This is a genomic window from Grylomicrobium aquisgranense (assembly GCF_033971865.1).
GTDB classification, from domain to species: Bacteria; Bacillota_I; Bacilli_A; order Erysipelotrichales; family Erysipelotrichaceae; genus Bulleidia; species Bulleidia massiliensis.
Window position 1 is genome coordinate 17,013 of record NZ_JALBUR010000012.1, and the last position, 14,238, is coordinate 31,250.

The window sequence follows — 14,238 nt, forward strand, 5'->3', positions numbered from 1 at the left end:
ATTTTACCAGAGTGGTTTGATAGTATCTTACTGACAATGTGAAACATGCGGCATGTATGAACAACTGATGTAAGTATGACATAGTATTAGACAAACGCTGAACTGATGGTGCGTTTTCCAATATCAATGAAATCGGATTCATAATGAGAATCGTTTTCTACAGACTTTTCAGAAAAACTGCTCTTTGCAATAACACACATAAATAGTATGCGGTTACCTATATGCATAGGATAAACGGTGAGCCTTTCAGCAAATACTAACCAGTGAATAGAGTGGTATTAAGGATCCATGCTTATCATTTGAATTGCTGGGCAAAGGCCTACATACACTAATGCTGTTTTCTGATGAATGAAACCCCATCTTATTTCTGACGTATGAGATCATCATTGTTGTCATACAGACAGCCATGGTTGTGATACAGGCTGTATCACTTGGATCAAATAAGGATTCAAAAAAATAACCGCCGACCCCTGAAAAGTTTGCGGTTATTTTAGCGAACGAAGGGACAACCGTCACCGGCGGTCCTTTTGCATGCAATATGATAGCTGATTGGCAGGGCGGTTTCAAGAATAGAAGCCTGCTGCATTCATGATTGAAAATCACGACTATTTCTGGTGGCTGTGGTACTTCTGTGCTTCCTGCAGCAGAAGTTCCTTTTCATTCGGGATTTCTTCATGCATGACTTTTCCCAGCAGGATGCGCAATGTATCACCGATGGCAATCCCTTTGATGCCGATTTTGATCAGATCTTTGCCAGTGATATGTAATTGCGACAGTTTCCAGCAGTATGCATCATTGGTAAGACGGGCGTACTGCTGTTTCTTTTCTGCCAGTGACATTTCCGGGTGCAGTGCTTTCTGGAAGGCAAACCAAGTATCTGTATCCGTCTGCATTCTTCCTAATACCTGTCTGAATTGAATATCGCTGGTGGCTGGATCGTCAGCAGTATTGAGCAGGTCTGTGCATGTGGCGATGAAATGGTTGGAATACTTCATCCGTTTCAGAACTTTTCTGGCCTGCATTCTGTCCTGCAGGGCATACAGGATCAGGCTCATGCGGATATCTGCACGCCTGGTTGTTTCCTCATCGAGGCGCTGATGCAGCAGCTTCCAATTGTCATCACGGATGGTTTTGATTTCCGGCAGGAAGACTTCAATGACTTCTCTGTAATCCTCCAGAATGTCAGCGCATCCTTTGCTTTTCAGGATCCCTGTGAATTCTTCATTGATGCGTTCCATGGAGACATAGGACAGTGTATCTTTCTTTTCCAGCAGTACTCTTGCCGTATCTGGATCAATGGCAAAGGAAAAGCGTGCCGCAAAGCGCAGTGCCCGTAAGATGCGCAGGGCATCTTCTTCAAAGCGCTTTTCCGGATCACCAATACACCGGATGATTCCTTTTTTCAGATCTTCTTTTCCACCGAAGAAATCAACAAATCCCTGATCTGGGTGGTAACACATGGCATTGATCGTAAAGTCTCTTCTCTGACAGTCTTCTTTGAGCGCACTGGTGAACTCGACATGATCGGGGTGCCTGTGGTCCTGGTAGGGAGAATCTTTGCGGTATGTCGTGATTTCCACAGGCTTGTGGTTAACCATGACGGTCACGGTACCGTGCTGAATGCCGGTTTCAATCAGATGAAAGTCGTGAAAGACCTGCTTCATCTGATCAGGAAGGGCATTTGTTGTGATGTCATAGTCATGGGGAATTTCTCCTCTGAGACTGTCACGGACAGCGCCGCCGACAACATAGGCCTCAAATCCGGCATCATTGAGCTTTTTCAATAGCATTGTGACATATTCTGGAAGATTCATAGCAGTATAATTATATCGAAAGAAAACGGGAGAAAGACAATGAGAATTGGACAAAGCAGTGATATTCATCAGCTGGCTGCGGGAAGAAAGCTGATATTGGGCGGTGTGGAGATTCCGCATGAGAAAGGTCTGGTGGGGCATAGTGACGCCGATGCGCTTGTGCATGCGGTGGCGGAAGCCATTCTTGGTGCTCTTGCTTTAGGAGATCTTGGCAAGTGGTTTCCGGATACGGATCCCAAATGGGAGGGCGTATCTTCTTTGATCATTCTGAAGGAAGTGGCACGCATGATGCAAAAGAAGGGATATCACATTGGCAATGTGGATGCGCTTGTCATGATTGAGCGGCCTAAGATGGCGCCGCATATCATGAAGATGCGTGAGAACATTGCATCCTGCCTGCATACGGATATTGACAATGTATCAGTGAAGGCAACCCGTGGTGAGAAGCTTGGCTTTGTTGGCAGAGAAGAGGGTGTGCTGGCCCAGGCGGTTGTGCTGCTGGAGGAAAACAGGTGAATGTTTGCCAGAACGAATGAGATGAAGGTGCTGCGGGATCCTGTGCATGGGTATATTCATGTGGAAGATCAGGTGGTCTGGGATCTGATTAACAGCATGTGGATGCAGAGACTCAGGAGAATTCATCAGCTGGGCGGTGCTTACATGGTGTATCACTGTGCAGAGCATTCCCGCTTCTCCCATAGTCTTGGCGTCTATGAGATTGTGCGCAGAATGGTCACGGAAGTGCCGGATCTGTGTGCTGCATTGAATGAGCGGGAGAAGCTGACCGTGATGTGTGCGGGTCTGTTGCATGATATCGGCCATGGCCCGTTCTCTCATGCCTTTGAGTCAATTTCGCGCACATCGCATGAGGTGATTACCTGTCGGGTGATTGAGCATGATCCTGAGATCCGCGGCATTCTGGAAGGCTGTGCGAAGGGATTAAGCCGTGATGTGGCAAATGTCATCCGTCATAAGAGTGCCAATCCGCTGCTGTCACAATTGATTTCTTCCCAGCTGGATGCGGACAGGATGGACTATCTGCTGCGGGATGCCTACTTTACAGGTACCCGCTATGGTACGTTTGACCTGGAACGCATCCTGCGTACACTGCGGGTCAAAGATCAGCAGATGCTTGTCAAGGAGAGCGGTGTCTATGCCGTGGAAAATTACATCATGGCCAGGTATCACATGTACTGGCAGGTGTATTATCATCCGGTCGCAAGGGCATATGAAAGCATGCTTTCGGCGCTGTTTGCAAGGCTGCGTGATCTCAAGGATCCTTCTGATCCAAGCATCATTCCGGAACTGAAATCATTGGTGGCAGATCAGAAACTGTCTCTGGATGAATATTTCCGGCTGGATGAGTCGACCTGCAGCTATGGCTTCTTATGCCTGGAACATCATCCGGATCCGATTGTGTCTGATCTTGCGTCCCGGATATTGAACCGGCATCTGTTTGGCTATGGGGACTCCAGTTCTGTGCATAATCGCAGAGTCCGTGCCAATCTGACACATTTGCATCTGGATCCTGATTATTATTTCCAGAAGGACGAAGTCAGACAGCGGCCGTATGTGCCGTATAGTGAAAGTGCTGGCTCCATCTTTGTGCTGATGCAGGATGGCAGTGTGCGTGAGCTGGCCAATGCGAGCAACATTGTCTATTCGTTAACGCATGGTCCGGGGCGTGATGAGAAGAAGGTCTTCTATCCCAAAGAAGCAGAAGCAGATTGAAATATGTTCATGAGGGAAAGGCGGCATCATAAAGAGCCGTCTTTTTATATGTTCATGTGAATTGACAAAGTGCTCTGGCGGCTTAAAATGACACCCATGAAAGTGCATGTAAAGCTGATTCAGCAGGATCTGCTGGCAAAAGAAACACGTATCATTGCGGATACAGACGCATTGTTGAAAGAAAACAGGCTGTCCTATTTTGAAGGAAACCAGTACCGTCATGATATTTCTTTTCTGGAAGATGAGATTGTTCTGCAGCGGCGGGGAGATTTTTCTTCCCTTACCAGGATTTCCCATCTGGGCAATGGCACAAGTGAGGTTTCTTCGCCATATGGTGTGATGAAACTGGATGTGCAGTTGTGTGATTACAGGCAGGAAGCAGGCCGGTGGATGGTGGAATACAAGGTGATGGATGGCACAGATGCCGCGAGTCATCTCAGACTGATCTGGGAAATTGTGTACCCTGCTTAGAATTGCGTTGACATGGGCAACAGGATGCTTTACAATTCACGCGCTGTTTTAAAACTGGAGCTGCAGAAAGTGCAGCATCGGGGAGGCTGAGGTATGAGTGCAAGAGAAACAATGACGGATGTGGCGTATGGCTACATGGAGAAGCGGAAGAAAGAGATTGAGTTTCTGAAGCTATGGCAGGCGGTATGCAAGTCCATGGATATTCCGGAGGATAAGCAGAGAAGGAAGAAGAGCCAGTTTTATAGTGAACTGATGCTGGATAATCGCTTTGCATCACTGGAGAATAACAAGTGGGATCTGCGCAACCGCAGAAAGTTTGATGAGATTCATACGGATACATCGGATATTGAGCTGGATGATGACGATGACGAGGTGGATACAGATGACCAGGATAACAGCCTCGATATCAGTGATCAGGATAGTGAAAATAATAAGTATTGAGAGGAATTGGGAAAGCATATGGGGTGTGCTTCCCCTTTCTTTTGCAAAAGCTTTCCATTTGCGTGAGAAAACGATAAAATGGTAATGCAAAAACTAGGAGGAAAATTGATTATGGTAATGGTTTCTGCAACAGAAATGATCAACAAGGCTCATGCAGGTCATTATGCGATTCCGGCGTTCAATACGAACAATCTGGAGTGGACAAAGTGCATTCTGACTGCTGCTGAGGCAATGAAGTCTCCGGTAATCATCCAGTGCTCTGAGGGTGCCGGCAAGTACATGGGCGGCTTCAAGGTTGTCGCTGACATGGTCCGCGATCTGCATGATTCCATGGGTATCACGGTTCCGGTTGCTCTGCATCTGGATCATGGCACATATGAGGGTGCCAAGAAGTGCATCGAGGTTGGCTTCACATCTGTTATGTTCGATGGTTCTCATTATGACATCGAAGAGAACATTGCCAAGAGTAAGGAAATCATTGCTCTGGCACATTCCAAGGGCATTTCCGTTGAGTGCGAAGTCGGTGGTATCGGCGGCACTGAGGATGGTGTAACTTCTCAGGGCGAACTGGCTGATCCGGCTGAGTGCAAGAGAGTTGCTGATCTGGGCGTTGACTTCCTGGCTGCTGGTATCGGCAACATCCATGGCAAGTATCCGGCTAACTGGGCTGGCCTGAACTTTGACAGACTTGATGAGATCAACAAGGCTGTTGATGGCAAGCCGCTGGTTCTGCATGGTGGTTCTGGTATTCCTTATGAGCAGGTTCATAAGGCTGTTACCCTGGGTGTTTCCAAGGTTAACATCAATACTGAGCTGCAGCTGGTCTTCGCTGATGCTACAAGAAAGTACATCGAAGCTGGCAAGGATCTGGAAGGCAAGGGCTACGATCCTCGTAAGCTGCTGAAACCGGGCCAGGATGCGATCGTTGCCAAGGCTGAAGAGCTGATCAAGGCTTACGGTTCTGACGGCAAGGCTGAGTAATTACAGCTGAAAGTATGAACATGAGCAGGCTGAAATGCCTGCTTTTGTTGTGGGAAATCAGTGAGACAGAGAAGGAATACGTGCTTAGAGTAGCGCATGTCTGCAACAACGATGCAGTGCATGAAAAGTGAGTATTTATGCGTAAATGTGGGGGATCGGAATGGTGAAAAAAGAGGCGTACAGAAGGGGAAATATATGAAATTTCGCATCAAAATTGCCATTTTTGCAGGTTTTGACTCAAAAATACAAATTTGTTACAAAAAATGTCACAAAAATGAAGAAAACTAAGTGTCACATAATTTACACATAAATGAATTTACTGGCAAGAATGTATCAAAATGTGGTCATGAGGTTGCAAGCGTTTTCAGAAGGCCTAGAATAAAAAGCGTTGAAAGGGGACTTCGATAATTATGAATGAGAAGTTTATGAACGGACTCCTCACCGTAGCAGGCAAGATGCAGTCGAACAAGGTTCTGTCCGCCATTAAGGACGCCTTCATCGACAACATGCCGATCGTCATCGTTGGTGCATTCTGCACACTGTTCCAGTGGGTAGTATTCCATCACGATCCGGCAGGATCCACGACAGTTTATCTGTCGCTGGCTAACATCCCTGGCCTTGCATGGTTGGAGAATCTCACACCGATTGTTACAACAGCAAACTATGGCTGCATGAATTTCATGGCTGTCAATGTCTGCATTCTTGTGGCAATGCACTTTGCAGAAAACCTGGGACGCCATGGTGACAAGACTGTGCCGGTTCTGGCGCTTTCTTCCCTGGTTACTCTGATGAGCACTTCCATCACTGCTACTGCCAAGGCTTCTGATGTTGTTACAGCAAGCAATGGTGCACTGGAGCTTGCCAAGGGTGCTGCTGAGGATACAGAGATTTCCATCGCAGCTGGTTCCGGTGTCCTGCAGTCCTTCACGGATGCAAACGCATTGTTCGTAGGTCTGCTGGTTGGTATTCTGGTAACGCTGCTGTATGTCAAGCTGGTTAACTCCGGCAAGGTTACAATCAAGCTGCCTGATTCCGTACCGCCGAATGTCAGCGCATCCTTCGCTGTACTGTTCCCGGTTGCTATCTGCATCCTGGTTGTTGCCATTGTAGGCTTCATCTTCAATAATGTTATCGGAACAAACATCTTCAAGGTTATCGCAGCAATCATGGCACCTCTGAAGGCGATCATGACTGGTCTGCCTGGCTATCTGCTGGTTGTCTTCCTGATGCAGCTGTTGTGGTTCTTCGGAATTCATGGGCCTAACGTTATGTCCGCTGTTACAACAGCATTCATGACACAGGCAAGTGCTGAGAACCTGGCCATCTATAATGAGATTGGTAAGCCTTATCTGTCCGCTGGCAATTACAGCATCATCTGCAATGCCTTCGGTTCTACATTCTTCTCTATGACTGGTTCCGGTATTACCGGCGGCCTGATCATTGCGATCATGCTGTTCTCCAAGAGAGATGATTATAAGGCAATTGCCAAGTTGGCTATTCCGTGCGGCATCTTCGATATCAACGAGCCGATCATCTTCGGTATTCCTATGGTTATGAACCCGCTGTTCGCAGTTCCGTTCTTCTGCGCACCGTTGCTCTCTGTCATCATTGGTTATGTGCTGACAAAGATTGGTTTCTGCCCGATCATGGTAGTCGATGCACCGTGGACCACTCCGCCTGTACTGCTGGGCTTCCTGGCTTCTGGTGGTAAGCTGATGGGTGCTCTGTCTCAGTTGATCGCCTTCGCTTCTTCTATCCTTCTGTATACACCGTTTGTTATTGCAGCAAACAAGGCACCGAGGGAAGAGGCTGCAGCGTAAGCTGAACATAACAATTGAAAAACAGTTCTGTGTGATGCAGAGCTGTTTTTTTTTAATGCCTGATGGAAAAGGAATCACACAGATGCTGCGTGTGATTCCTTTGGCGTGTATATGGTTTGTGCTCAGCGCTTGATGGAACTGTTGCTCCAGTCCGCAAGTTCCTTCTTGATAATCATGTATTTCTTTTCTGGTACCGGGATGATATCTCCATTGTCCATCAGCAGCTGATATCTTGTCAGCTGGCGGATATAGAAGGGATTGACCATGATGGATCGGGATACCCGCAGAAAGCTGCTGCCATAGTTGGCATCAAAGCTGCGCAGACGGTCAATGGAAATGATATTGCGGTTAGGCAGGTGGATCATCGTGTGCGTTGATCTGTCTACACTTTCCATCCAGGATATGGATGAAACCGGATAGTAGAAATAGTAGTCATTCAGGCCGCGGATCAGCACACGGTCATCTTTGAGCGGAAAACGGTCAAGGGTTGTTTCATCCATCTGGAAGGAAAACATCTTTGAGGATGTGTTGATTGGCTCAGCAATGCTGGATTGATGAAAGACAATCCTGGCAATACCATTGCGCATTGCCCAGATGACATGAATACGAATCATGACTGCCGAGGAGAAATTGGACGGCTGGCTGAACATCATTCGGAATTCGGTCATGATGCTTAACGCAGAAGGAGCAAGTTCAGTTGCGGTACTGGTGATGCCTGAAATCTGTCCATGCATTGGATGGACGGCTTCTGCCAGCTTCTGATACACTTCCTTCCGTCCATGAAAAATCTCTCCTTCATGCATACCGATCCAATAGACATCCTCAGCCAGACAGGCACATGTATTTGTTACATTCACATCCATCAGATCCAGAATGTACTGCATTGTACGATGGATGAGTTCTTTTCTGTTCATACTCATAATTGCCTGCAGAAAGTATACGACGTAAGCAGATGATTTGTACATTTTTTGCAAAAAAGAATTAATTTTTCATTTTGCTTTGATATCAATGAAAGAGGAAATTGAACACACTTACATTTTCCTGCACAGACTATATGCATCATCTTGTCAATTGCCCCGCCCCTAAAGGGACGAGGCTTGTAACTGCCTCCACCAGTACAAATGTGCTCTTTTGAGCCTCCTGGTTTCTGTAAGCGAGGATTACACCTCCTATGGCGTTACATCGCCGGATGATTGACAACACCCGTTTGATAGCACTTCGGTATACCGAAGCCTTAACTTAACTTATTGACACTGTTTCCGCAGGCTCGATCAGTTCAATTTTATCGATTTGCTGACTTTGTGTCAGTTTTTCATCAATTGCTATATCAATGTCTTCGGAAAAACGTTTGATCACCTTATGGCATTTCGATAGGGAAGTTCCACCCTTAAAGACGATAAAAGGAAGCCGCTTGGCAAGGCCCCTGAGGATCAGAGTTACATAATAGTCTTTCTCAGCAACAGCAGGTAAAATACCATACTTCTCTGTTGTCAAGTTAATCGCTGTTAGAAATTCAGCTCGATTGTTATGCAGATATTCCATTCAGTAACCCCGCTTCATACATGTTTTTGTAAATCTTATCTGGATAATATTTAAGGTATGGCTTAAGACTATTAAAGTTCATTCCTTTTGCTTTCATGTAAGATATTAACTGATTCTGCAGCCTGGGCCCATCGATCTCAGAAACCTCATCCACTTCTTTTATTAAATCAAGAAACTGCAGTTCTAAAACATTTTCTTTTGTAATGATTGTATAAGGCTTTTTCAGTATAACCCGGACATTACCAATTGTTGTGTTTCTGTATTTTGTGGTTGCCTTGTTTGTAAATACCTCATAGGTCATAGGAACCTGTGTAGTGATTCCAATTTTGTTTGCAAATAGGAGCCCGCCAAGATATCCACAGCATCCATTTTGATCATTCAGATATTTGATTCTGATTACATCATCAACAGAAAGTGTAGATCCTGATTTAAATATTGATTCCCTGGGAATGTAGTAAATCCCAGTATCAAAGCGTTTAATCAGTCCTTTGGTGGTGAGCTTCTTTAATTGCTGACGAATTGTTACATCATTCATTCCTGGGATCATGATCTCAGCCAGAAGGATCGGCTCATTCTCCTTGAAATTACTTTTCAGAAATTCATACACCTGTTCACCTTGTGTCATAAGCCCACTCTCCTTTACTATAAATTAGAAATATTATATATCTAATTTGTAGTCTAATTCAGAGCTGGACAATTTTCAAGCGAAAGGAAAGTCTCTATCACTTTTACATTGAAGATTTCTGCAGGGATGAGATATTTTGCTGCACCTATCGGGCAAGTATCACAAGAGACAATCGAACACTATATTGAAAAACAAGGCTAATAGTAAAACCGCCCCATAAAGGGGAGTGGCTTCTACCGAATTATTTATTTGTGAAACCGCTTAAATAAATCTGAAATTTGTGAAAAAAGTGCGTCATTTCTTGAATTTGGTTGGTGATTCTCCTTCTGCATCTTTGGTTTATCTGAAACCGACGTATAATAACGAAGAGTCTTTTGCTGAGGAGCCAGCTTCCCCCGAATACAGTATTGACCAAGTTGTTTGTACTGTCCTCACCCCAAATAGAAATTCGGTTGGCTCTGAGAAAGGCTCATGGAAAATGCGGCTTTCCCCCAATGTGCCGCATTTCATCCGGTCTGGCTTCTTCCCAAGCCAGACATTTTAATTATGTTGAAAGCGCTGCGTTTTGCCTATAAAATAGGATACAAGTGTTCCTGGAGGTAGTATCGTATGGCAAAGGCAAATCGCCGCAAGCGGCTCAGCAAAGAAGAGCTGAAAGAGGAAAATGACAGAATCCGCAGTGAACTGGCACAGACCACGGATGCGGAGGGACAGAAACGGATTACGGATCTGTTAAGCAAGGAAAACTGGTATGCGTATCTGTTGTGTGCATTTCTGCCGCCGGTAGGTATCTGGTATGTCTGGGCAAAGCGTGACAAGCATCATCTGACAATGCCTGCCATGGTAACCTGGACGATGATTGCAATTATTATCATTGTCCGCTGGATTACATATTTCATTGGGCTGAAGGGCTGAGCATCCATACGGATGCTTTTTTTGGATGGTGCGCGCAGGAAGGTGGAGACAATTTTCATTTTCAAAGTCTTCATATTCCGTTTAAAATAGGTTATATGCTTGTAAGAGATAAAGTTAAAAACCGGGAGAGGTTTACGCCGGCTGAGAATCAGATATCGGATTATATCCTGGATCATACACGGGAAGTCATTGAAATGCCGCTGGATGATCTTGCCAAAAAGCTGTATGTCTCCAAGAGTACTGTTATCCGTTTCTGCAAGAAGCTTGGTTTCCGCGGCCATAAGGAGCTTTGCGTACAGCTTGCCCGGGAAATGAATTCTTTCATTGCCGGGGATGAGGTCACAAATGCTGTCATTCAGCAGAATGATTCTGCAGATGGCATTGCCCGTCATATCCTGTCTTTGAAGTACCGTGCCTTGACGGATACATTCAATGATCTGGATCTTTCCAAGATGGAGGAGGCAGCAGATCTGATTGCCCGGAATCATAAAGTTGTGATCTATGGCAATTCCACAGACTATCCGGTACAGTTGGAACTGGCTGCCCGTCTGCGCAGCATCAATTGTGATGTACGGCTGCCGATTCTGCCCAACACCGATCTGATTGAGGCAGCTTCCTGGCAGGATGATAATGTGGCGATCATGCTCTGCTACAATGGAAATTCATCTTCCCTGCAGTCGGTATCGGAAATTCTGCGGCAGAAGAACATTCCGATTATTCTGCTGACCGGTTATGCCCATACCGGCCTGCAGAAGAATGCCACAATTGTACTGCACTCTGCCTTCCATGCCGAAGGTACAGGCGTGCGGGCACTTGGCAGCTGGGAAGGCATGGGCCTGCTGGCTGATATCCTGTATGGCTTTGTGTTTGCCAGAGACTATGAAGCCAATATGCAGGGGCTGAAACAGCAGGAGGCAATGCTAAAGAACGCTGGAAAAGTTGCACAGTAACGCCTTTGCAGTACAATATGTCTGCTGCATTTGAGGCGGAAAGGAAAATCATATGCCAGAAGTAATCAAGATTGAAGGGGGACACCGGCTCAATGGAGAAGTAACGATCTCCGGCAGTAAGAATGCGACGGTTGCCCTGATTCCGGCGGCGGTGCTGGCCAATGGGCCGGTAACCATCGTTGGTGTTCCGGAAATTGCGGATGTACGCAATCTTGCGGAAATACTGAAGATACTGAATGTACAGGTGGATCAGCCCCATGCGGACCATCTGATTATAGATCCTACCCACATGCAGAATGTGGATCTGCTGGATGATGCGGTCACCAAGCTGCGTGCTTCCTATTATTTTATGGGTGCCTTGCTTGGCAAGTATCACCATGTCAGAATGAAGATGCCGGGCGGCTGCTATCTCGGCCCCCGTCCGATTGACCTGCATCTCAAGGGCTTTGAAGCACTTGGCGCAACGGTCAAATATGAAAAGGGATGCTTTGAAATCGATGCGGATGAGCTTGTCGGAGACAAGATCTTCCTGGATATTTCTTCCGTTGGTGCCACCATCAATATCATGATGGCAGCTGTCTATGCCAAGGGCAGAACGACGATTGAAAATGCAGCCAGAGAACCGGAGATCATTGATGTGGCAACCTTGTTAAACAAGATGGGTGCCCACATCCGCGGTGCCGGCACCAATGTCATTACCATTGACGGTGTGACGTCTTTGTCCGGCTGTTTCCATGAGATCATCCCGGACCGCATTGAGGCTGGAACGTATATCATTATTGCGGCTGCCATGGCGGAAAAGATGAAGATCAACAATGTCATTCCCCATCATCTGGAAGCCCTTCTGCTGAAGCTGGAAGAGATGGGCGTAGACATGGATGTAACGGTGGATTCGATTACAGTGCGCCACAGTGATCATCTTAAGGGAACGGATATTACAACACGTCCGTATCCGGGCTTTGCTACGGATCTGCAGCAGCCGCTGACATCCCTGATGACCCAGGCAGAGGGTGATTCACATGTGGAAGAGACGATCTATGTGGAGCGCTTCAAGCATTGTGAGCAGCTGTGCCGGATGGGTGCCAATATTGATGTGCATCAGGGCGAGGCTGTGATTCATGGGCCGACACCGCTGTATGGCACCAAGGTGGCCGCAACCGATCTGCGCTGCGGGGCTGCCATGGTTGTGGCAGGTCTGCTGGCAGAGGGCACAACTACGATTTCCAACATCTATCATATCGACCGCGGCTATGATCACATTGATGACAAGCTCAATGCCATGGGTGCTAAGGTATGGCGTGAAAAGGTTGCGGATGACGAAGAAGACTGACTTGATTTGTCAGTCTGTGGATGGTAATATACTGTCGCAACTTTCTTTACGCACGCGTAGAGGCGTAAGGCAGAAGGGAGAATGAACATGAAAGAAGGAATTCATCCGAAGTATTACAAGGCCAAGGTAATCTGCACATCCTGTGGTGCTGAGTTTGAGACAGGCTCCACATTGCCGGAGATCAGAGTTGACTCCTGCAGCAATTGCCATCCTTTCTATACTGGCCGTCAGAGATTTGCTCAGGCTGCTGGCCAGGTAGAGAAGTTCAACAAGAAGTACGGCCTGAAGTAAGATGGACACAACAGACAGCTGATGGATGTCAGCTGTTTTTTGTTTGCGCTTTTTTGTGGGGAGGCAAAGATCCTGTTTTCATTGTAAAATAGAAAGGAACAGGAGATATTGTCATGGTGAAAGAGGAAACAAAAAAGACGCTTTTATCATTGGATGAAATCAAGAAGTTGTTTGCCGAAAAAGCCGCAAAGAATGAGGAAATCAGTGAGAAGGACATCATGGAGATGGCCGAGAAGAATCATCTCAGCGAGGATGAGGAGGATGATCTTTTCAACTGGTGCCAGCAAAATGATATTTTCCTGAATGATGAGGAAGATCTGTTCTCGGATGATGACGGGGATGATTCTTCTTCTGATGAGGATGAAGATGAGGGGGATGAATCTTCTGAGGAAGACGAGGAAGATGATGAAGATCATGATGTGGCTGCCCCGTACATTGAGGAAAACCGCTCTCATGGTGTTGGCGATGCCGAGCGGCAGTATCTGCGCCAGATCGGTCAGATTCCGCTGCTGACAGCACAGCAGGAAAAGGACGCTGCCAAAGCCATGCAGGAAAATCCGGTGGATTCTCAGGCATATAAAGATGCCAAGGATCTTCTGATCTCGAGCAACCTGCGCCTTGTTGTATCCATGGCCAAGCAGTATACCAACCGCGGCCTGTCCTTCCAGGATCTGATCCAGGAAGGCAATCTCGGCCTGATCCGGGCTGTGGAGAAGTTTGACTATACCAAGGGATTCCGTTTCTCTACATATGCAACATGGTGGATCCGCCAGTCCATGGTCAGGGCCATTGCCGACCAGTCGCGCGATATCCGTATTCCGGTCCATATGACGGAGCAGATCATGCGGGTCAACCGTGCCCAGCGCAGTCTGATGCAGGAATTGAACCGGGAACCTACTGTGGAAGAAATTGCCCGTAAGCTTGGCAATGGCATGACGCCGGAACGGGTGCGTGAGATTCAGGGCATTGCCCAGCAGCCGGTCTCTCTGGAGACACCGGCTGGTGAAGAGGAAGACAGCACGCTGAGTGATTTCATCGAGGATAAGTCTGCTGTCAATCCGGAAGAATACATGAACGACCAGGCGATGAAGGACATGGTGGCTGATATGCTCAAGTCATTGCCGCCAAGGGAAGAGATGATCCTGCGGATGCGCTTTGGTCTGGATGACGGCCGGCCCAAGACCCTGGAAGAGGTTGGCAAGGCGTGTGATGTGACCAGGGAAAGAATCCGGCAGATTGAGGCCAAGGCTCTGCGTCGGCTGCATCGGATGCATGCCCACCGCACGGAGCTGGAAGATTTGAAGAATTAAGAGTCAGGAGAATGTGA

At 47.0% G+C, this 14,238-nt stretch carries 15 protein-coding genes; 11 read left to right on the forward strand and 4 right to left on the reverse strand.

Annotation, left to right across the window (positions count from 1 at the left end):
* Window positions 1-605 precede the first annotated feature (605 nt).
* Window positions 606-1,790 (reverse strand): CCA tRNA nucleotidyltransferase, encoded by a 1,185-nt coding sequence (locus MOZ60_RS06140; RefSeq protein ID WP_370596000.1) that lies wholly within the window; start codon window positions 1,788-1,790, stop codon window positions 606-608.
* 63 nt (window positions 1,791-1,853) lie between these two features.
* On the opposite strand from MOZ60_RS06140, the gene ispF reads away from it, so the two are divergent.
* From ispF to MOZ60_RS06170, 6 genes are all read left to right on the forward strand, one after another.
* The gene (gene ispF / locus MOZ60_RS06145) at window positions 1,854-2,330 is read left to right on the forward strand and encodes a 2-C-methyl-D-erythritol 2,4-cyclodiphosphate synthase (RefSeq protein ID WP_277654891.1); all 477 of its coding nucleotides are present in this window, start codon (window positions 1,854-1,856) and stop codon (window positions 2,328-2,330) included.
* Window positions 2,331-3,545: an HD domain-containing protein gene (locus MOZ60_RS06150; RefSeq protein ID WP_370596001.1), complete on the forward strand. Its 1,215-nt coding sequence runs from the start codon at window positions 2,331-2,333 to the stop codon at window positions 3,543-3,545.
* An 87-nt stretch (window positions 3,546-3,632) separates the two neighbouring features.
* Window positions 3,633-4,016: a hypothetical protein gene (locus MOZ60_RS06155; RefSeq protein WP_370596002.1), complete on the forward strand. Its 384-nt coding sequence runs from the start codon at window positions 3,633-3,635 to the stop codon at window positions 4,014-4,016.
* 93 nt (window positions 4,017-4,109) lie between these two features.
* Window positions 4,110-4,457 carry a DNA-directed RNA polymerase subunit delta gene (gene rpoE, locus MOZ60_RS06160; protein ID WP_108774845.1) on the forward strand — a complete coding sequence of 116 codons (348 nt, stop codon included), beginning with the start codon at window positions 4,110-4,112 and terminating at the stop codon, window positions 4,455-4,457.
* Between the two features lie 111 nt (window positions 4,458-4,568).
* Window positions 4,569-5,438 (forward strand): class II fructose-1,6-bisphosphate aldolase, encoded by an 870-nt coding sequence (gene fba / locus MOZ60_RS06165; protein ID WP_108774846.1) that lies wholly within the window; start codon window positions 4,569-4,571, stop codon window positions 5,436-5,438.
* A 410-nt stretch (window positions 5,439-5,848) separates the two neighbouring features.
* A complete protein-coding gene (locus MOZ60_RS06170) occupies window positions 5,849-7,258 on the forward strand; it encodes a PTS sugar transporter subunit IIC (RefSeq protein WP_370596003.1) in 1,410 nt (469 codons plus the stop codon).
* 122 nt (window positions 7,259-7,380) lie between these two features.
* On the opposite strand, the gene MOZ60_RS06175 is transcribed toward MOZ60_RS06170, so the two are convergent.
* The 3 genes from MOZ60_RS06175 to MOZ60_RS06185 form a co-directional block, all read right to left on the reverse strand.
* Complete coding sequence (locus MOZ60_RS06175; protein ID WP_370596004.1) at window positions 7,381-8,178, reverse strand: LytTR family transcriptional regulator DNA-binding domain-containing protein; 798 nt, start codon at window positions 8,176-8,178, stop codon at window positions 7,381-7,383.
* A 319-nt stretch (window positions 8,179-8,497) separates the two neighbouring features.
* The gene (locus tag MOZ60_RS06180) at window positions 8,498-8,800 is read right to left on the reverse strand and encodes a nucleotidyl transferase AbiEii/AbiGii toxin family protein (RefSeq protein WP_370596005.1); all 303 of its coding nucleotides are present in this window, start codon (window positions 8,798-8,800) and stop codon (window positions 8,498-8,500) included.
* On the reverse strand, window positions 8,784-9,425 hold the full coding sequence (locus MOZ60_RS06185) for a DUF6088 family protein (RefSeq protein WP_370596006.1): 642 nt from the start codon (window positions 9,423-9,425) through the stop codon (window positions 8,784-8,786). The genes MOZ60_RS06180 and MOZ60_RS06185 overlap by 17 nt, the downstream gene beginning before the upstream one ends.
* Before the next feature lie 609 nt (window positions 9,426-10,034).
* On the opposite strand from MOZ60_RS06185, the gene MOZ60_RS06190 reads away from it, so the two are divergent.
* The 5 genes from MOZ60_RS06190 to rpoD all read left to right on the forward strand — a co-directional run bounded on the left by MOZ60_RS06190 (window position 10,035) and on the right by rpoD (window position 14,221).
* Window positions 10,035-10,340, forward strand: coding sequence for a hypothetical protein (locus MOZ60_RS06190; RefSeq protein WP_108774853.1), 306 nt, complete (start codon window positions 10,035-10,037; stop codon window positions 10,338-10,340).
* Between the two features lie 95 nt (window positions 10,341-10,435).
* Window positions 10,436-11,290 (forward strand): MurR/RpiR family transcriptional regulator, encoded by an 855-nt coding sequence (locus MOZ60_RS06195; protein WP_370596007.1) that lies wholly within the window; start codon window positions 10,436-10,438, stop codon window positions 11,288-11,290.
* Between the two features lie 52 nt (window positions 11,291-11,342).
* Window positions 11,343-12,620: a UDP-N-acetylglucosamine 1-carboxyvinyltransferase gene (murA, locus tag MOZ60_RS06200; RefSeq protein WP_370596008.1), complete on the forward strand. Its 1,278-nt coding sequence runs from the start codon at window positions 11,343-11,345 to the stop codon at window positions 12,618-12,620.
* A gap of 87 nt (window positions 12,621-12,707) precedes the next feature.
* Window positions 12,708-12,911 (forward strand): 50S ribosomal protein L31, encoded by a 204-nt coding sequence (gene rpmE / locus MOZ60_RS06205; RefSeq protein ID WP_108774856.1) that lies wholly within the window; start codon window positions 12,708-12,710, stop codon window positions 12,909-12,911.
* 113 nt (window positions 12,912-13,024) lie between these two features.
* Complete coding sequence (gene rpoD / locus MOZ60_RS06210; RefSeq protein WP_370596009.1) at window positions 13,025-14,221, forward strand: RNA polymerase sigma factor RpoD; 1,197 nt, start codon at window positions 13,025-13,027, stop codon at window positions 14,219-14,221.
* Window positions 14,222-14,238 lie beyond the last annotated feature (17 nt).